Genomic DNA, 18,202 nt, shown 5'->3' with positions numbered 1-18,202 from the left:
CGACCCGGAGTCGGCGCTGCGGGCGGCGGCGCGTACGTACCGCGAGACGATCCGCGCCGCGGAGGCGGCGAAAGCCGCGGCCGCGGGCACGCCCGGCGAGGACGGCGCCGCGGCCGGCGGCGGCCCCGCGGTCACCGGGGGGTGAACTCCACCGGCAGCGTCCTGAGCCCCCGCATGATCAGCCCCCCGCGCCAGCGCAGCTCGCCCGGGTCCACGGCGAGGCGCAGATCCGGCAGCCGGGTCAGCAGCGTCGCCAGCGCCGTCTGCCCCTCCAGCCGGGCCAGCGGGGCGCCCAGGCAGTAGTGGATGCCGTGCCCGTAGCCCAGGTGCTTGTTGTCCCGGCGCGCCAGATCGAGGGCGCCGGGGCCGTCGAACCGGGCCGGGTCGCGGTCCGCCGCGGCGAGGACGACGAGGACCGGATCGCCCTCCGCGACGGCGGTCCCGCCGATCTCCAGCGCCTCGGTCGCGTACCGCCACGTGGCCATCTCCACGGGCCCGTCGAACCGCAGCAGCTCCTCCACGCCCGTCTCCAGCAGCCGGTGCTCGCCGCGCGCGAGGGCGCCCTGCAGCGCGGCCCGCTGCCCGGGGTGGCGCAACAGGGCGTGCGTGCCGTTGCCGATCAGGTTGATGGTCGTCTCGAAGCCCGCGAACAGCAGCACGAAGCACATCGCCACGACCTCCTCCTCGGTGAGCTGCTCACCGTGGTCGGAGGCGCGGATGAGGGCGGAGACCAGGTCGTCGCCGTCGCCCAGCCGCTTTTTGTGGATCAGCTGCGCGAGATAGCCGCGGATCTTCTTCACCGCGCGGGCGACGCCGCCGCGCGGCCCCGTGCCGTGGCGGATCATCATGCCCGCCCAGTCGCGCAGGTCGTCCTGGTCCTCGCGCGGGATGCCGAGCAGGTCGCAGATCGCGTAGATCGGCAGCGGGAACGCGAACTCGTGGATGAGGTCGGCGCTGCCGCGGCCGGCGAACCCGTCGATCAGGTGGTCCGTCAGCTCCTGCACCCGCGGGGCGAACGCGGCCACGCGCCGGGGCGTGAACGCCTTCGACACCAGGCGGCGCAGCCGCGTGTGGTCGGGCGGGTCGATGTTCAGCAGGTGGGTCATCAGCCCCGCGCTGCGCTCGCCCGGGATGCCGGTCTTGCTCTTCCCCCGGGCGCCGTCCGCGTGGTGCACCGGGTTCTTCGACAGCCGCGGGTCGGCGAGCGCCTGGCGGGCGTCGGCGTAGCGGGTAACGAGCCACGCCTCGACGCCGCTGGGCAGGGTCGTCCTGCGTACGGGCGCGTGCTCGCGCAGCCAGGCGTACGCGGGATAGGGGTCGGTGGCGAACTCCTGGCCGAACAGCTCGGGGACGGGCGCGTCGGGCACGCCCCGACCGTACCGGTGGGCGTCCGGCGGCCGGCCGGGGGCGTGGCATCGGGGTACGACCCGGTGCACTTCGGGCGTTCTTCATCGTTCTCTGCCGTTCTCCGTGATCTGCGCGTGACTATCAGGCGATCAACTTGTGATCGGGGGTACTTCGGTATTAAGTTCGGCCACTGGCTCGAACACTCAGGGAACGAAAGGCACTCGCATGCGCTCGGGTAACGGACGCCACCGACGTCCCCGCCAGGCCCCCGCGTTCGTCGTCGCCGCCGGCGCGACCGGGGCGGGCATCGCCCTGCCGCTGCTGGGCGCGAGCGGCGCGAGTGCCGCCGACGCCGGTACGTGGGACCGGGTCGCCGAGTGCGAGAGCGGCGGGCTGTGGAGCGCCGACGAGGGCAACGGGTACTACGGCGGCCTGCAGTTGACCATGGCCATGTGGCAGGAGTACGGCGGCGAGGAGTTCGCCTCGCAGCCCGACTTCGCCAGCCGGGCGCAGCAGATCACCGTCGCCGAGCGGATCCTCGCCGGCATGGGCGCGGACAAGGCGTGGCCGGAGTGCGCGGACGACGCCGGGCTGGCGGCCGACCGCGACCGGCCGGAGGTCGACCCCGGCGCCGACCTGCCGCTGCCGCCCACGCTCGCCCCCGACCCCGGGGCCACCGACGGCGCGGACGGCTCCCAGGACGCGGACCAGGACGACGACGAGGACCGGCGTGCGGACCGCGACGCCGACGGCGGCGACGCCCGCGGCGGCGAGGAGCGCACCGGGAGCGGCGGCAAGCACCGCGGCGCCCAGGACCCCGGCGAGCGCGACGGGGCGGCCGGCGAGGACTCCGAGCGCGCCGACGGCTCCGGCCGGCACCGCGCCCCGGACGCCTCCGCGAGCCCCGCGCCCACCCCGTCCGACGACCTGCCCTCGCACGACGCCCCCGAGCCCCCGCGCGAGGCCGTCGAGACCCCGGGCGCCTCCGGGGCGCCCGACGCGACGGAGGTGCCCGACCCGGGCCGGGAGTGGATCGCCCAGATCCCGGGCGACTCGGACGGCGACGGTGACCGCGGGTCCGGCAAGTCCGGCGGGTCCGGTGAGTCCGGCGGCGATGCCGGGGCGGGCGACGGCAATTATACCGTCCGACCGGGTGACACCCTCTCGGATATCGCCACGGAGCATTCGCTGGAGGGCGGCTGGTCCGAGTTGTACGACGGCAACAGGAAGTCGCTCGGCACCGACCCCGACACCATCCAGCCTGGTCAGGAACTCGAATTGCGCGGTAACTGACCGGCGGCGGGTAAAGTACGCACGGATTAGTCATATTTGACGTAATCGGCTGACCGGGCTAGCTGACGGACGGAAAACCGGGCGCGGCACTTTCCAAGGTCTTTGAATCGCACACCCCTATGTGCTTACCGTCACATCGCTCGCCAACGCGAGCCCCGGTGATCGCCTCACGCCGAATCCTGTCGGCGTTCACCCGGGCCACCTGTGCATGAAGCACCGCTGACAGGAGCGGGGGACCCACGGTAAGCGCCGCTCCGGTCCAACGAGAAGGCGGACCGGACGGCTTGGGGTCAAGCCGCACGCTCGACGTACGGCCGGGCACTCACAGCCCGCACCCGACAGCTCACCTCGCAGGCGTCGGTGAGAAAAGAGCATCATGCTTCTTCCTGCCGGAACGGGTAAGCACCGCCGCCCCGCCGCACAGGCACGCCTTGGCACCCAGTCCCGAATGGCCGTACTCGTGGGCGCCACCGGAACCGCCATCGGGCTGCCGGTACTGGGCGCGCAGAACGCGTCCGCGGCCCCGATCGATACGTGGGAACGGGTGGCCGCCTGCGAGTCCGGAGGAAACTGGGCGACGAATACCGGGAACGGCTATTTCGGCGGCGTCCAGTTCTCCCAGTCGAGCTGGGAGGCCGCCGGCGGCCGCGGCTACGCCCCGCGCGCCGACCTGGCGACGAAGGAGCAGCAGATCGCCGTCGCCGAGCGGCTGCTGGCCATGCAGGGCCCGGGCGCGTGGCCCAACTGCGGCCCGCGGGCGGGCCTGGCCGCCGGCACCCCGACGACCGGGCAGATCGTCCCGCCCGCCCCGGAGGAAGCCCCGCAGGAGGCGCCGCAGGACACCGGGGCCCGCGGCGCCGGCGAGGAGACGCAGCCGGAGTCCCGCACCGTCTTCCGCGGCTTCTACTACGAGGTCCGCGAGGGCGACACGCTCGACGACATCGCCCGCCGCCACGGCGTGGACAGCTGGCAGCAGCTGTACGAGGAGAACAAGTCGGTCGTCGGCGCGGACCCGGACCTGATCCGCCCGGGCCAGAAGCTGAAGGTGAGCTAGCCCGCGGTCGTCCCGGCCCGTCCGGTGCGCGGGCCGGGACGACCGCGCCGTACGGCACCCGCCCCCGGCGGCGCCGGTCCGGGCACGTGACGTACCGCATACCGGCCACCGCATACCGTCTCGTACCGCGGAATGCGGCCGGGTGCGGACCGGGGCGGGCACCCGGGGCGGCTAGGCTCAGGGCGGAACCCGTAGCGAATCGCTCCGAAGGAGACACCGTGCCGTCGATCGACGTCGTCGTAGCCCGCGAGATTCTCGACTCCCGCGGCAACCCCACGGTCGAGGTCGAGGTCGGCCTCGACGACGGCAGCACCGGCCGTGCTGCCGTCCCGTCCGGCGCCTCCACCGGCGCCTTCGAGGCCGTGGAGCTGAGGGACGGTGACAAAGGCCGCTACGGCGGGAAGGGCGTGGAGAAGGCCGTGCTCGCCGTCATCGAGCAGATCGGCCCCGAGCTGGTCGGCTACGACGCCACCGAGCAGCGGCTCATCGACCAGGCGATGTTCGACCTCGACGCCACCCCCGACAAGTCGTCCCTCGGCGCCAACGCCATCCTCGGGGTCTCGCTCGCCGTCGCGCACGCCGCCTCCGAGGCCTCCGACCTGCCGCTCTTCCGCTACCTCGGCGGCCCCAACGCGCACGTGCTGCCCGTGCCGATGATGAACATCCTCAACGGCGGCAGCCACGCCGACTCCAACGTCGACATCCAGGAGTTCATGATCGCGCCCATCGGCGCCGAGTCGTTCTCCGAGGCCGTGCGCTGCGGCGCGGAGGTCTACCAGCAGCTCAAGGCCGTCCTCAAGGAGCGCGGCCTGTCCACCGGCCTCGGCGACGAGGGCGGCTTCGCGCCGAACCTCGACTCCAACCGGGCCGCGCTGGACCTGATCATCGAGGCGATCCAGAAGGCCGGCTACACCGCGGGCCAGGACGTCGCCCTCGCGCTCGACGTCGCCGCCTCGGAGTTCTACAAGGACGGCGTGTACGTCTTCGAGGGCAAGGAGCGCTCCGCCGCCGAGATGACCGAGTACTACGAGCAGCTCGTCTCGGACTACCCGCTGGTCTCCCTGGAGGACCCGCTGTTCGAGGACGACTGGGCCGGCTGGACCGTGCTGACCGAGCGGCTCGGCGGCAAGGTCCAGATCGTCGGCGACGACCTCTTCGTCACCAACCCCGAGCGGCTGCAGCGCGGCATCGACGAGAACGCGGCGAACGCGCTGCTGGTCAAGGTCAACCAGATCGGCTCGCTCACCGAGACCCTCGACGCCGTCGAGCTGGCCCAGCGCAACGGCTTCAAGTGCATGATGTCCCACCGCTCCGGCGAGACCGAGGACGTCACCATCGCCGACCTGGTCGTCGCCGTGAACTGCGGCCAGATCAAGTCCGGCGCCCCCGCCCGCTCCGAGCGGGTGGCGAAGTACAACCAGCTGCTGCGCATCGAGGAGATCCTCGACGACGCCGCCGAGTACGCCGGCCGCAGCGCCTTCCCGCGCTACAAGAACGGCTGAGCCGCCCGGCCCGTACGACATCGGCGCCGGCACCCGCCCGGCCCCGGCCGCACCGCGTAGGGTGCGACCGGGGCCGCCGACCGGCCACCGCATGCCGCCCGGGCGCCGGGCGCCCGCCCGGGGAGGAGGACGCGACACACATGGCCAGGGAGCGCTTCTCCACCACCACCCGGCTGAAGCTGCTCGGCGAGCAGGCCGTCAGCCGGGTCTCCGAGCGCGTCTACCGGGCCCGCCCGCCGCGCCGCAGCCGGCTGACCGGGCGCGCCGCGGTGCTCGCGCTCGTCGTCTGCTCGCTGGTGGTGGCCCTCGCGTACCCGCTGCGGCAGTACATCGCGCAGCGCGCCGAGATCGCCGAGCTGGAGCGGGACAAGCGGGACGCCCAGCAGCGGGTGGAGGAGCTGCGGGACGAGAAGGCGCGCTGGGAGGACCCGGAGTACGTGCGCCGGCAGGCCCGCGAGCACCTGCACTACGTCCTGCCCGGCGAGACCGGCTACCTGATGCGCGACGGCTCGGGCTCGGCCCGCTCCGGCGCGGCGGGGGAGGCGGCGGACCGGCCGTGGTACGAGAACCTGTGGGACGGTCTGGACGCCGCGGACGGCAGACGCTGAGCACGCGCGGCCTGGCGCCCGCGAGCAACCCGCACGCCCGCCACCCGAAGGCGGTCCGTACGCGGTCGTGGTCCGCACGCCCGCCGTCCGAACGAGGAGAGATGGACAAGCCCCCGCCGCCCACCGAGCACACCCCCGCCACCGCCGCGGACGCCGCCGCCGTGGCCGGGCAGCTGGGCCGCGCCCCGCGCGGCCTGCGCGCCGTGGCGCACCGCTGCCCGTGCGGCAACCCCGACGTCGTGGAGACCGCCCCGCGGCTGCCGGACGGCACCCCCTTCCCGACGCTGTACTACCTGACGTGCCCGCGCGCGAACTCCGCGATCGGCACCCTGGAGGCGGACGGAGTGATGAAGGAGATGACGGCCCGGCTGGCGGCGGACCCGGAGCTGGCGGCGGCGTACCGCGCGGCACACGAGGACTACCTCGCCCGCCGCGACGCGATCGCCGAGCTGACCGGCTTCCCGAGCGCGGGCGGGATGCCCGACCGGGTGAAGTGCCTGCACGTGCTCGTCGCGCACGCGCTGGCGGCGGGGCCGGGGGTGAACCCGCTGGGGGACGAGGCGCTGGCGATGCTGCCGGAGTGGTGGGCGAAGGGCCCGTGCGTGGCACGGGAGACGACTGGGGAGGACGAGGCATGACCCGGGTAGCGGCCGTCGACTGCGGCACGAACTCCATCCGCCTGCTGGTGGCGGACGTCGACACAGTGGGGGGTGGGCTGAAGGACCTGGACCGCCGGATGGAGATCGTCCGGCTGGGCCAGGGCGTGGACCGTACGGGCCGGCTGGCGCCCGAGGCATTGGAGCGCACCTTCGCCGCGTGCCGCCGGTACGCGCAGATCATCGACCGGCTGGGCGCGGTCCGCACCCGGTTCGTCGCCACGTCCGCCTCCCGGGACGCGGAGAACCGCGCGGACTTCGTACGCGGCGTGGAGGACATCCTCGGCGTCCGGCCCGAGGTCATCAGCGGCGACGAGGAGGCCGAGCTGTCCTTCACCGGCGCGACGGGGGAGTTGGCGGGCCGCGTACCCGGCCCGTACCTGGTCGTCGACATCGGCGGCGGCTCGACGGAGTTCGTCGCCGGCACCGACCGCGTCGCGGCGGCCCGCTCCGTGGACATCGGCTGCGTCCGCCTCACCGAGCGCCACCACTTCGCCGACCCCCCGACGCCGCAGCAGATCGCGGCGGCCAACGCCGACATCGCCGCCGCCCTCGACACGGCGGAGGCGACGGTCCCGCTCCGCGAGACGGCCACCCTGGTCGGCCTCGCCGGCTCGGTCACCACGGTCGCGGCGATCGCCCTGGGCCTCCCCGCGTACGACTCGGCGGCCCTGCACCACGCCCGCATCCCGGTCGAGCAGGTCCGCGAGGTGACGAAGCACCTGCTCACGGCGGACCACGCGGAACGCGCCGCGATCCCGGTGATGCACCCGGGCCGGGTCGACGTGATCGGCGCGGGGGCGCTGGTGCTGCTGGCGGTGATGGAGCGCACGGGCGCCCGCGAGGTGGTCGTCAGCGAACATGACATCCTCGACGGCCTGGCCTTCGCCTGCGCGGCGGCCGACGGTCGCTGACCGGAGGCACCCCGGGTTTCATGCGGGCGGTCGGCTCCGGGCGGTGAGCGTGGTGGCGTTGACCTTGAATTCCGCCCACACCACCTTGCCGGAACCGGTGCGGCCGGAGACGCCCCAGCCGTCGGCGAGGGCCGCGACGACGAGCAGGCCGCGCCCGTGGTCGTCGTTGCGGGTGGGTGCGCACACCCGGGGAGCGCTGTCGCTGGCATCGTGCACCTCGATGCGTACGACGTTGTCGTGGGTGGCGACCCGTACGAGGAAGTCTCGGCCGCGCGGCCCGTACCGCAGGGCATTGGTCGCGAGTTCGGAGACGCACAGCCGGATGTCGGCGGCGAGTCCGTCGTCGGTGATGGCGGCGAGCAGATTCGCGACGAAGGAGCGTGCGCGCGCTACCGAGGTCGCCCTGCGGACGAACTGCTGCTTGTGTACGCGCGCTCTGCCTTGGTCTTCGCTGGTGGTCATGGTCACTCCTTCGCGAGTTCTGCCCACAGGCCGTGGCCGTTGGTGGTGGTCCCAAACAGCCCGGCGGTAAGGGCGCGGATGATGCGTCGGCCGGGTCCGTGGACATGCTTGAGCGATAGCTCGCACGAACCGGTGACGGTGATCCGTACGCGGGTGTCCGCGGTCGAGAGAGTGATCTCGATGGCCTCGGGCGAGCAGGCGAGGACAACGAGGAACATCTCGTGTGCGACCTGTGGCGCGTTGGCATGCCGGACACGTTCGCGGGTCCAGCACCGCATCGCGTAGGTCTCCTCGGGCAGCCCCTTGAAGGTGCGTTGCCACGACTGTCCCGATCGGCCCGCGTCGGCCATGGGGCTCCTCCGCCACTTTCCGTGCACGGATAACTATTTTCTGTGTACAGATTGGCGGGCGGGGTTGACGGTAGTCAAGTCGGTGACGGCAATATGTGTGCACAGAAATGAAACGATCACTTCCCGGGGAGGTGGCACGGTGGCGGGTCGGCAGGATCGGGCCGAATACGTGCGCATCGCACGCGAACTGCGCGCACGGATCACGGCCGGCGACCACGCGCCCGGCTCACGGCTGCCCACCCTGCCCGAGCTGGCGGCCACCCACGGTGTGTCGGAGACCACCATCCGGCAGGCGCTTGCGATACTGCGCGGTGAGGGCCTGATCGAGACACGGGCGCGCGCCGGCACGCGCGTGCGGGCCCGTCCGCCGGTGCACCGGTTGCCGGCAGACCGGTACCGGATCAGGAGCGGTCCCGGTCCGGCAACGCCCTACACGCGCGACCAGGGAATCGGGTGGTCCGAGTACCGGCTCGACAAGCGCTTCGAGCTGACGGAAGCAGACGACGAACTCGCCGCGCTGTTCGAGGGCGCGGTCGGCGAGCAGCTTCTCGCACGGCACTTCGTGTTCCACGACAGCGACGTGCCTACGCAGATGAGCACCAGCTACGTGCGTTGGTCAGACGTGGCGGACACGCCCGTCGCCGATCCGATCAACGAGCCGTGGCCAGGCGGCACACGAGCGCAGCTGGCAAGCATCGGCGTTCGCGTCACGAGGGTGACCGAGTCCCTGACGGGTGGGATGCCTTCCCCGGACGAGGCCGAGACGCTGCGCCTCGGTGCCGGCGTGCCCGTCCTGCGGATCGTCCGCCGGCACATCGCGACCGGCGGGCGGGTGGTCGAGGTGGCGCGCCCGATCGTGCGGCGAGCCGACACCACGGTCGTCGAGTACGAGGTCGACCTTGACGACGGCGTCTGAGGCGCGACAGCGCCCACCTGGGGACCGAGCGCAGCTGTCCCAGGCGTGCGACCGGCGGCGGCAGTGCCCGGCGTCGGCCTGCCCGGGAGCGTCCGCTGATACAGGCGGCCCTCCCCGACTCGGCGAAAGCGGAGGGTGAGAGCGCGTGATCTCGGCGCAGGCGTGGGCCGACGCCCAACGGCTCTGGGACTTCCAGCAGATGGGCCACGAGCCGCGTCCGTGCTCCGTTGCGATCGGACTCGGCAGTCATGACCTGGGAGTCGCGGACACCACCGCCGACCTCTACCACCGCGGCATGATGCCGCTGATCGTCTTCACCGGGGCGACCAGCCCCACCACACGCGCCCGCATGCCGCGCGGCGAGGCCGCGCACTACCGCGAGCGGGCGGTGGAGCTGGGGGTTCCGGACGGTGCGATCCTCGTCGAGCCGCGGGCCCGGAACACCGGCGAGAACATCCGCTTCTCCCGCACCCTGCTCGCGGAGCGGCGCGTCCCCGTGTCGTCCGTCCTGCTGGTCAGCAAGCCCTACGAGGAGCGGCGTGCCTACGCGACCGCTCGCAGGCTGTGGCCCGAAGCCGAGTGGGTCAGCGCGTCCACGCCGATGACTCTGACCGGATACGCCGACTCCGTCGGGGACGCGCGCCTGGTGTTCGACATGCTGACCGGGGCGCACCAGCGGCTCATGGTCTACCCACGGCTGGGATTCATGATCGAACAGCACATCCCCAACGACGTGACCGCAGCCTACGAGCGCCTGCGCGATGCCGGGTTCACGAGCCGCCTCGTGCCGGACGCCACGGAACGAACTTCGTGAAGTTATTCACATGCTTCGGGCGCGGATTCGGCCGCTGTGCTCGAATCCTGGACCCCCACGCCCCGCGCGAGGCGTGACAGACGCTTTGCGTCAGAGTGACATCTGTGGGTCGGGACACCGAATCCGCAGCTCAGCGGGGTGCGGCCGGGAGGCGGCCGCTGTGGCGCGGCGGGGGCGGAAGGTGTGGCGGCGCAGTGTAGCACCACCGGGGGTGGAGCTTGTGAACCCCCTCACGAGCATGCCTCCCGCCCCGGGGGGATACTCGGAAACATGAGCACTACGGAGCGTCCCAGGATCCTCGTAGTAGGCGGCGGTTACGTCGGCCTTTACGCGGCGCGCCGCATCCTGAAGAAGATGCGGTACGGGGAGGCGTCGGTCACCGTCGTCGACCCGCGCTCGTACATGACGTACCAGCCCTTCCTTCCCGAGGCGGCAGCCGGCAGCATCTCCCCCCGGCACGTCGTGGTCCCCCTGCGCCAGGTTCTCCCCGGCGCCGAGGTGCTCACCGGCCGGGTCACGTCCATCGACCAGGACCGCAAGGTCGCGGTCGTCGCGCCCATCGTCGGCGGGCCCTACGAGGTCCCGTTCGACTACCTGATCGTCGCCCTCGGCGCCGTCTCCCGGACCTTCCCGATCCCCGGCCTCGCCGAGAACGGCATCGGCATGAAGGGCGTGGAGGAGGCCATCGGGCTGCGCAACCACGTGCTGGAGCAGCTCGACAAGGCGGAGTCCACCAACGACGCCGACGACCGGCGCCGGGCCCTCACCTTCGTCTTCGTCGGCGGCGGCTTCGCCGGCGCCGAGACGATCGGCGAGATCGAGGACCTGGCGCGCGACGCCGCCAGGTACTACCCCTCGATCAAGCGCGAGGACATGCGCTTCGTCCTCGTCGACGCCGCCGACAGGATCCTCCCGGAGGTCGGCCCGGCGCTCGGCACCTGGGGGCTGAAGCACCTGCAGCAGCGCGGCATCGAGGTCTACCTCGACACCTCCCTGAACTCGTGCGTCGACGGCCACGTCGTGCTCAAGAACGGCCTGGAGGTCGACTCCAACACCGTCGTCTGGACCGCCGGCGTCAAGCCGCACCCGGTGCTGAAGGAGTACGGCCTGCCGCTCGGCCCCAAGGGGCACGTCGACACCGCCGCCACCCTCCAGGTCCAGGGCAGCGACTACATCTGGGCCGCGGGCGACAACGCCCAGATCCCGGACCTCGCCGCCCGCGCCGCCGGCGTGGAGAACGCCTGGTGCCCGCCGAACGCCCAGCACGCCCTGCGGCAGGCCAAGCTCCTCGGCGACAACGTCGTGGCGGAGCTGCGCGGCTTCCCGCAGCGCGAGTATCGGCACAAGAACAAGGGCGCCGTCGCCGGCCTCGGCCTGCACAAGGGCGTGGCGATGGTCAACCTGCTCGGCCGGTCCCTGAAGTTCAAGGGCCGCCTCGCCTGGTACATGCACCGCGGCTACCACGGCCTCGCCGTACCGACCTGGAACCGCAAGATACGGGTCTTCATGGACTGGACGCTCGGCGTCTTCCTCAAGCGCGAGGTCGTCTCGCTCGGCGCCATGGAGTCGCCGCGCGACGAGTTCTACGAGGCCGCCGCGCCGGTCACCGCCGCCGCGCGGGCGCAGCACGACCGGTCCGTACGCGACGGCGAGGCGACGCGGGAGCGGCAGCGGGCCCGCGGCGCCGCCGGCCTCCCGCCCGCCGAGGACACCCGCGACGAGCACGGCCGCGACGAGCGGAACCACGACGAGCGGAACCGCGAGACGGCCCGGGCCTCCTGACGCCCTCCGGCCCGCGGCGCACCGCCCCGTCAGGCGCCCCCCGGTCCGCCGGGACGGGCGCCTGACTGCTCTTTTCGGCTGGTACCGGCGCGCAACGGGACTTCCCGGGGTGGGCATTGGTGTTTACGTGTAGTCCAGCAACGGCGGACACACGTCGACCACCTGCCCGTTTCACGGAGGTACCGATGCCCGACGACGCCGCGCCCCGGCTCGCCGCCCTCGCGGAGGAGCTGCTCGGCGGCCCTCTGCCGATCCGTATCCGCGCCTGGGACCACTCGGAAGCCGGTCCCGAGGGCGCCCCCGTCCTCGTCGTACGCCACCGCCGAGCGCTCCGCCGCATCCTGTGGCGCCCCGGAGAACTCGGCCTCGCCCGCGCCTGGGTCGCCGGCGAACTCGACGTCGAGGGCGACCTCTACGCCGCGCTCGACAGCCTCGCAGGCCTGTTCTGGGAACGCGGCCCCGACGCCCCACGACCACGCCCGTCCCGCCTCGCCTCCCTCGCCCGCGGCGCGCTCGCCCTCGCCCGGCCGCTGCCGCCGCCCCCGCCGCCGCCCGAGGAGGTCCGCCGGCATCGGACCCGCGGCGCCCTGCACACCCTGCGCCGCGACAGGGCCGCCGTCAGCCACCACTACGACGTCGGCAACGACTTCTACTCCCTCGTCCTCGGCCCCTCCATGGTCTACTCGTGCGCCTACTGGGAGGACGGCGCCACCCTGGAGGAGGCCCAGGAGGCCAAGCTGGACCTCGTCTGCCGCAAGCTCGGCCTCCGGGAAGGCGACCGGCTCCTCGACGTCGGCTGCGGCTGGGGCTCGATGGTGCTGCACGCGGCGCGCGAGTACGGCGTACGCGCCGTCGGCATCACGCTCTCCGCCGAGCAGGCCGCGTACGCGCGCAAACGGGTCGCCGACGCCGGGCTCGGCGACCGCATCGAGATCCGCGTGCAGGACTACCGCGAGACCGCCGACGGCCCGTACGACGCGATCTCCTCCATCGGCATGGCCGAACACGTCGGCTCCCAGCGCTACGGCGAGTACGCCCGCGTCCTCCACCGGCTCCTCCGCCCCGGCGGCCGGCTGCTCAACCACCAGATCGCCCGCCGCCCGGTCGCCGACGAAGAGAACTACGCCATCGACGAGTTCATCGACGCCTTCGTCTTCCCCGACGGCGAACTGTCGCCCGTCGGCACGACCGTGGACCAGCTGGAACGCGCGGGCTTCGAGGTGCGCGACACCCAGGCGCTGCGCGAGCACTACGCGCTGACGCTGCGCCGCTGGGTGGCGAACCTGGAGGCCCGCTGGGCGCGGGCGGTGGCGCTGACCTCGCCGGGGCGGGCGCGGGTCTGGCGGCTGTACATGGCGGCCTCGGCGCTGTCCTTCGAGCGCAACCGGATCGGCGTGAACCAGGTGCTGGCCGTGCGCACCCCCGGTTCTGGGGACTCCGGGCTGCCGCTGCGGCAGCCGGGGTGGCGGTGAGCGGGCGCCGCCCGCGGAGCGCGGCCCGCGGCGCGTGACTCCGGAAACGGTACGAGGGTGTCACGCCCGCGCAGCACGGGGTTAACACGGGTCGGGCACCTTGGAGGACATCGGAAAGGACGACCCACCGATACCCGAGTACGGCGCCAGTGACCTCCGGAGCGGCTCCCGGACCTCCTGGTCGCCGGACGCAGGGCACGGACCTGAGCCGGCCCGCGCGTCCCCCGCGGGGACCGCCGTCGTCCCGCCCCTGGTGCGTGCACCGGGGTGCGGCGGTCCCCGCGCACACTCTTGTGTGCGCGTGCACCCGCGCACACCGGGCGCCGGCGTGCGCGGCCCCGGGTGCGGGCGGACCGGCCGGGATCAGGCCCTGTGCGCGCCCCTCGCCAGGTACGCCAGCAGGTCCGTCCGCGACACCACGCCCGTCGGCTTCCCCTCCACCAGCACCACCGCCGCGTCCGCGCCCTCCAGCACCGCCACCAGGTCCGCCACCGGCTCGCCCGAGCCCACCTGCGGCAGCGGCGGGCACATGTGCTGCTCCAACGGGTGGTCCAGCTCCGCCTTGCGGGTGAACAGCGCGTCCAGCAGCTCGCGCTCCACGATCGAGCCGACGACCTCCGCCGCCATCACGTCCGGGTGTCCCGCGCCCGGCTTGACGACCGGCATCTGCGAGACCCCGTACTCGCGCAGCACCTCGACCGCCTCGCCCACCGTCTCCTCCGGGTGCATGTGCACCAGCGACGGCATGCTGCCCTCCTTGTCGCGCAGCACGTCCGCGACGCTCGCGGCGCCGGCCTCCTCCAGGAAGCCGTAGTCCGCCATCCAGTCGTCGTTGAAGATCTTCGACAGGTAGCCGCGGCCGCTGTCCGGCAGCAGCACGACGACGACGCCGTTCTCGTCCAGCCGCGCCGCCACCCGCAGCGCGGCCACGACCGCCATCCCGCAGGAGCCGCCGACGAGCAGCCCCTCCTCGCGGGCCAGCCGCCGGGTCATGCGGAAGGAGTCCTTGTCGGAGACGGCGACGATCTCGTCCGCCACCCCGCGGTCGTACGCGTCCGGCCAGAAGTCCTCGCCGACGCCCTCGACCAGGTACGGGCGGCCGGAGCCGCCGGAGTACACCGACCCCTCCGGGTCGGCGCCGACGATCTGCACGGCGCCGTCGGAGACCTCCTTGAGGTACCGGCCGGTGCCGGAGATGGTGCCGCCGGTGCCGATGCCGGTGACGAAGTGGGTGATGCGGCCGTCGGTCTGCGTCCACAGCTCGGGGCCGGTGGAGTGGTAGTGGGACGCCGGGTTGTCGGGGTTGCTGTACTGGTCGGGCTTCCAGGCGCCCGGGGTCTCGCGGACGAGGCGGTCGGAGACGTTGTAGTACGAGTCGGGGTGCTCGGGGTCGACGGCGGTCGGGCAGACGACGACCTCGGCGCCGTACGCGCGCAGCACGTTGATCTTGTCGGTGGACACCTTGTCCGGGCAGACGAAGATGCACTTGTAGCCCTTCTGCTGGGCCACCATCGCCAGCCCCACGCCGGTGTTGCCGGACGTGGGCTCGACGATCGTGCCGCCGGGGCGCAGCGCGCCCGAGCGCTCGGCCGCCTCGATCATGCGCAGCGCGATGCGGTCCTTCACCGAGCCGCCGGGGTTGAAGTACTCCACCTTCGCCAGCACCGTCGCCCGGATGCCCTGGGTCACCCGGCCCAGCCTGACCAGGGGCGTGTTGCCCACCAGGTCGGTGATCGACTCGTGATACTGCACCGCTCACTCCAGGGTCCGTGGCTTTCGGGGCGAGCCAAGCCTAAGGGTCTCCGGCGGGTGATTGAGGCGGGCACCCGGCCGGGCACCACAGTGTTAGCACGCGCGTAGACCGCCGTGGGCGGCGGGTGCCCGCGCGCCGCCGGGGTCCGGGGCGGGAGTCGGCGTAGGACGGACGGAGACACCGCGGGGACAGGGACACTGGCAGGGACACGAGCACGGGCACGGACAGGGGCACGGACAGGGGCACGGACAGGGGCACGGACAGGGATAGGGACAGGGGCGGGGACACGGGCAGGGACAGGTGCGGGGGACACGCGGCGGCGGGCGGTACGGACCCGCCGCGCGGCACACGACGGGCACACGGCGCGGCACACGGGGCCGGTCCGGAACGGAGAGGCGATGTCGATGACCAGGGCGAGGGCGGCGCGCCGGATCGCCGCGGCGGCGGCGTACGGGGGCGGGGGCATCGGCCTTCTCGGCGGCGCCACGCTGGGCGTGCTGGTCGCGGAGGTGCACCTGGCGCGGCGCCGGGTGGGCGTCAGTGACGAGGAGCCGCCGCGGGCCGACGGGCGGTACGGCGCGGCCTTCGGCCGCCGGCGCGGGGCGCGGCCGGTGCTGCTGGCATTCCTCGGCGACTCCACCGCCGCCGGCCAGGGCGTCTACCGGCCCCGGCAGACGCCCGGGGCCCTGCTGGCCTCCGGCCTCGCGGCCGTCGCGGAGCGGCCCGTGGACCTGCGGAACGTGGCGCAGTCCGGGGCGCAGTCCGACGACCTGGACCGGCAGGTGACGCTGCTGCTGGACGAGGAGGGGCTGCGGCCGGACGTCGCCGTGATCATGATCGGCGCCAACGACGTCACCCACCGGGTGCCGCCGGCGGCGTCGGTGCGCTGCCTGTCCGACGCCGTCGCGCGGCTGCGCGAGGCCGGCACCGAGGTCGTCGTCGGCACCTGCCCCGACCTGGGCACGATCGAGCCGGTGCAGCAGCCGCTGCGCTGGCTGGCCCGCCGGATGAGCCGGCAGCTCGCCGCGGCGCAGACCATCGCGGTGCTCGACCGCGGCGGGCGCACGGTGTCGCTCGGCTCGCTGCTGGGGCCGGAGTTCGAGGCCAACCCGCGCGAGCTGTTCGGCCCGGACAACTACCACCCCTCGGCGGAGGGGTACGCGACCGCCGCGATGGCGGTGCTGCCCACGCTCAGCGCGGCGCTGGGGCTGTGGCCGGCGGAGGAGGAGCGGCCGGACGTCCGCCGGGACGAGGGCTACCTGCCGGTGGCCAAGGCCGCGGCGCAGGCCGCGGGGCAGGGCGGCACCGAGGTCGCACCGGCCGGGCCGACGGGCGGCCGCGGGCCGTGGGCGCTGCTGAAGCACCGGCGCAGGCGGCGGGTGGCGGCGGAGTCGGAGGCGAACTCGGACGGTTCGGACGGCTCGGGTGGCACGGGCGGTTCGGCGGGTACGGCCGGTTCGGAGTCGGCGAAGCCGGCGGTGGGGGAGCGGGGGTAGACGCGGTCAGCGCCGGGCGGCACCGCGTTGTCACCGGAGCCGCATACCCTGGGGTGGGTGTGCGGGGGCACGGGCACCCTCAGTCGAGGAACAGCCCGCGCTCCGCCGCCCGCGCGTCGAACTCCTCCAGCCGCGCCTGCGCCTCCGGCAGCGCGTCGCACATCGCCTCCAGCAGCACCCGCCCCAGCAGCATCGGGCCGCACGCCGTGTCGAACGACAGCCCCGTGCCCACCGCCGCCGGCAGCAGGACGTCGCTGTCCTGCGCGACCGGCGTGAACGAGCTGTCCGCCACCGTGACCACCGTCAGCCCCGTGGACCGCGCCGTGCGCAGCGCGGCCGCCAGCTCGCGCGGGTGGCGCGGCAGCGCGAAGCACAGCAGCGCCGTGGCGCCGGCGCGGGCGGCGGCGTCGACGCGGTCGTCGAGCATCGAGCCCGCCTCGTCCAGGACCCGGACGTCGGGGTGCACCTTCGCCGCGAAGTACGCGAAGCCGCGCGCCTGCGCCGCCGCGGCGCGCAGGCCGAGCACGGGCAGCGGCCGGGAGGCGGCGAGCAGCCGGCCGGCGTCCTCGACCGGGGCGGGGTCGGCGAGGAGCGCGGCGAGGTTGCGCAGGTTCTCGATCTCGGCGTGGACGGCCTGCTGGTACTCGTTCCGGTCCGCGCGCCCGGTCGGCTCGCCGAGCCCCGCCTCGCGCAGCGCGCGGCGCAGCGCCGGGTAGCCGTCGAAGCCGAGGGCGACGGCGAAGCGGGTGACGGACGGCTGGCTCACCCCGGCCAGCTCCGCCAGCTCCACGCTGGACAGGAACGGCGCGTCGGCGGCCCGGCGCACCATGCAGTGCGCGATACGGCGCTGGGTCGGCGTCAGCCGGCGCCCCTCGAAGAGCTTCTGCAGCCGGGCGCCCGCGTCGGCGGAGACCATCCCACCTCCGGATCCTGATGTGCTATTCACTGCACGACGACTCTGCATGACCGTATGCACGACGGCAAGGGCGCACCGGATCGAATTGGGGGGTTAGCACCACTGCACGGCTGTGCGCGGGCTCCGTACCGTACGGGGTATGAGTGCGCGGGACCCGGAGATCAAGAAAGAACTCGACGCCACCCTGCAGACCCGCAGGGACCTCGGCCCCGAGTACGAGGAGGAGCTGATCGAGGGCTTCCTCGACAAGGTGCAGCAGCGCATGGACGGGACGTTCGACACCCGGCTCCGCCGGCAGCTGGCCGAGCAGCAGATGCAGGTCGTACGGGGTACGCAGCCGGGCCCCGGCGCGTCGGACGGCACGTTCGGCGAGCGCTTCGGCTTCGCCGCGGTGTCGATGGTGCTGGCGATCCCGCTGTCGGCGATCGGCGTGGTGAACGAGGGGCTGCCCGGGCTGCTGGTGAGCTGGGGCGGCATCGTCGGCGTGAACGCCGTGCACGCTGCGGGGCTCTTCCGCCGCCGCCGCGCGGAGAAGAACCGGTCCGACTGGGACTAGCCGCAACCGGGTGCGCGGGACGGCGACCGCCGCCCGTGCTGTCGGCATGCGCTCTTCCGGGTGGCGCCGTTGACCGGGGCGGTGGGCGACCGTAGCGTACGGTCTGAAATTTTCGGCACTGCATTCGAAATATTTCGATCTCACGCCCCGGGAGCCGCTGATGCCCCAGTCCGCGTCCGTACGCAGCCGTGACCGCCGCCCCGCCAGGCACCATCCCCTCCTCGTCGCCGCGCTCGTCATGGCCCTCGTCGCGGCCGTGGCCGTGGCGGCCCACGCGCTGCGCGACCTCACCCGGGCCGCCGCGGGCACCG

17 protein-coding genes and 1 riboswitch are annotated in these 18,202 nt (G+C 73.5%); of the genes, 12 read left to right on the top strand and 5 right to left on the bottom strand.

What is annotated here, in order from left to right; genetic code table 11:
* Nucleotides 1–131 precede the first annotated feature (131 nt).
* Entirely contained in the window at nt 132–1,367 is a 1,236-nt protein-coding gene (locus tag ABD317_RS19440; RefSeq protein WP_344291219.1) for a cytochrome P450 family protein, read from the bottom strand.
* 205 nt (nt 1,368–1,572) lie between these two features.
* Between ABD317_RS19440 and ABD317_RS19435 the strand changes: the two genes are divergently transcribed.
* The 6 genes from ABD317_RS19435 (at nt 1,573) to ABD317_RS19410 (ending at nt 7,374) form a co-directional block, all read left to right on the top strand.
* A complete protein-coding gene (locus tag ABD317_RS19435) occupies nt 1,573–2,640 on the top strand; it encodes a transglycosylase family protein (protein WP_344291218.1) in 1,068 nt (355 codons plus the stop codon).
* Between the two features lie 207 nt (nt 2,641–2,847).
* Nucleotides 2,848–3,012, top strand: a riboswitch (cyclic di-AMP (ydaO/yuaA leader).
* A gap of 76 nt (nt 3,013–3,088) precedes the next feature.
* A complete protein-coding gene (locus ABD317_RS19430) occupies nt 3,089–3,694 on the top strand; it encodes a LysM peptidoglycan-binding domain-containing protein (RefSeq protein ID WP_344291217.1) in 606 nt (201 codons plus the stop codon).
* A gap of 218 nt (nt 3,695–3,912) precedes the next feature.
* Nucleotides 3,913–5,196 carry a phosphopyruvate hydratase gene (gene eno / locus ABD317_RS19425; protein WP_027756339.1) on the top strand — a complete coding sequence of 428 codons (1,284 nt, stop codon included), beginning with the start codon at nt 3,913–3,915 and terminating at the stop codon, nt 5,194–5,196.
* Nucleotides 5,197–5,336: 140 nt separating this feature from the next.
* Nucleotides 5,337–5,804 carry a septum formation initiator family protein gene (locus tag ABD317_RS19420; protein ID WP_027756340.1) on the top strand — a complete coding sequence of 156 codons (468 nt, stop codon included), beginning with the start codon at nt 5,337–5,339 and terminating at the stop codon, nt 5,802–5,804.
* Nucleotides 5,805–5,905: 101 nt separating this feature from the next.
* Nucleotides 5,906–6,442 (top strand): DUF501 domain-containing protein, encoded by a 537-nt coding sequence (locus ABD317_RS19415; protein WP_344291216.1) that lies wholly within the window; start codon nt 5,906–5,908, stop codon nt 6,440–6,442.
* A complete protein-coding gene (locus tag ABD317_RS19410; protein WP_344291215.1) occupies nt 6,439–7,374 on the top strand; it encodes a Ppx/GppA phosphatase family protein in 936 nt (311 codons plus the stop codon). Before ABD317_RS19415 ends, ABD317_RS19410 begins: the two co-directional genes overlap by 4 nt.
* 18 nt (nt 7,375–7,392) lie before the next feature.
* Here ABD317_RS19410 and ABD317_RS19405 read toward each other — a convergent pair whose 3' ends face one another.
* Both ABD317_RS19405 and ABD317_RS19400 read right to left on the bottom strand, forming a co-directional pair.
* Nucleotides 7,393–7,836 carry an ATP-binding protein gene (locus tag ABD317_RS19405; RefSeq protein ID WP_344291214.1) on the bottom strand — a complete coding sequence of 148 codons (444 nt, stop codon included), beginning with the start codon at nt 7,834–7,836 and terminating at the stop codon, nt 7,393–7,395.
* Between the two features lie 2 nt (nt 7,837–7,838).
* The gene (locus ABD317_RS19400; RefSeq protein ID WP_344291213.1) at nt 7,839–8,186 is read right to left on the bottom strand and encodes a hypothetical protein; all 348 of its coding nucleotides are present in this window, start codon (nt 8,184–8,186) and stop codon (nt 7,839–7,841) included.
* A 139-nt stretch (nt 8,187–8,325) separates the two neighbouring features.
* Here ABD317_RS19400 and ABD317_RS19395 point away from each other — a divergent pair, with 139 nt between their 5' ends.
* The 4 genes from ABD317_RS19395 (at nt 8,326) to ABD317_RS19380 (ending at nt 13,170) form a co-directional block, all read left to right on the top strand.
* A complete protein-coding gene (locus tag ABD317_RS19395; RefSeq protein ID WP_344291212.1) occupies nt 8,326–9,102 on the top strand; it encodes a GntR family transcriptional regulator in 777 nt (258 codons plus the stop codon).
* A 145-nt stretch (nt 9,103–9,247) separates the two neighbouring features.
* The gene (locus ABD317_RS19390; protein WP_344291211.1) at nt 9,248–9,916 is read left to right on the top strand and encodes a YdcF family protein; all 669 of its coding nucleotides are present in this window, start codon (nt 9,248–9,250) and stop codon (nt 9,914–9,916) included.
* Nucleotides 9,917–10,186: 270 nt separating this feature from the next.
* Complete coding sequence (locus tag ABD317_RS19385; protein ID WP_344291210.1) at nt 10,187–11,698, top strand: NAD(P)/FAD-dependent oxidoreductase; 1,512 nt, start codon at nt 10,187–10,189, stop codon at nt 11,696–11,698.
* A gap of 185 nt (nt 11,699–11,883) precedes the next feature.
* Entirely contained in the window at nt 11,884–13,170 is a 1,287-nt protein-coding gene (locus tag ABD317_RS19380; protein ID WP_344291209.1) for a class I SAM-dependent methyltransferase, read from the top strand.
* Nucleotides 13,171–13,533: 363 nt separating this feature from the next.
* On the opposite strand, the gene ABD317_RS19375 is transcribed toward ABD317_RS19380, so the two are convergent.
* Entirely contained in the window at nt 13,534–14,922 is a 1,389-nt protein-coding gene (locus tag ABD317_RS19375; protein ID WP_344291208.1) for a cystathionine beta-synthase, read from the bottom strand.
* Between the two features lie 399 nt (nt 14,923–15,321).
* Between ABD317_RS19375 and ABD317_RS19370 the strand changes: the two genes are divergently transcribed.
* Complete coding sequence (locus tag ABD317_RS19370; RefSeq protein ID WP_344291207.1) at nt 15,322–16,419, top strand: SGNH/GDSL hydrolase family protein; 1,098 nt, start codon at nt 15,322–15,324, stop codon at nt 16,417–16,419.
* A gap of 79 nt (nt 16,420–16,498) precedes the next feature.
* Here ABD317_RS19370 and ABD317_RS19365 read toward each other — a convergent pair whose 3' ends face one another.
* Nucleotides 16,499–17,335 (bottom strand): MurR/RpiR family transcriptional regulator, encoded by an 837-nt coding sequence (locus ABD317_RS19365; protein ID WP_344291206.1) that lies wholly within the window; start codon nt 17,333–17,335, stop codon nt 16,499–16,501.
* 139 nt (nt 17,336–17,474) lie between these two features.
* Between ABD317_RS19365 and ABD317_RS19360 the strand changes: the two genes are divergently transcribed.
* Nucleotides 17,475–17,891, top strand: coding sequence for a hypothetical protein (locus tag ABD317_RS19360; protein WP_344291205.1), 417 nt, complete (start codon nt 17,475–17,477; stop codon nt 17,889–17,891).
* Nucleotides 17,892–18,202: the final 311 nt, after the last annotated feature.

Origin of the sequence: Streptomyces synnematoformans (genome assembly GCF_039531005.1) — a bacterium.
GTDB classification, from domain to species: domain Bacteria; phylum Actinomycetota; class Actinomycetes; order Streptomycetales; family Streptomycetaceae; genus Streptomyces; species Streptomyces synnematoformans.
Note: the sequence above shows the minus strand (reverse complement) of the source record. Positions and strands in the feature narration are given on the sequence as shown.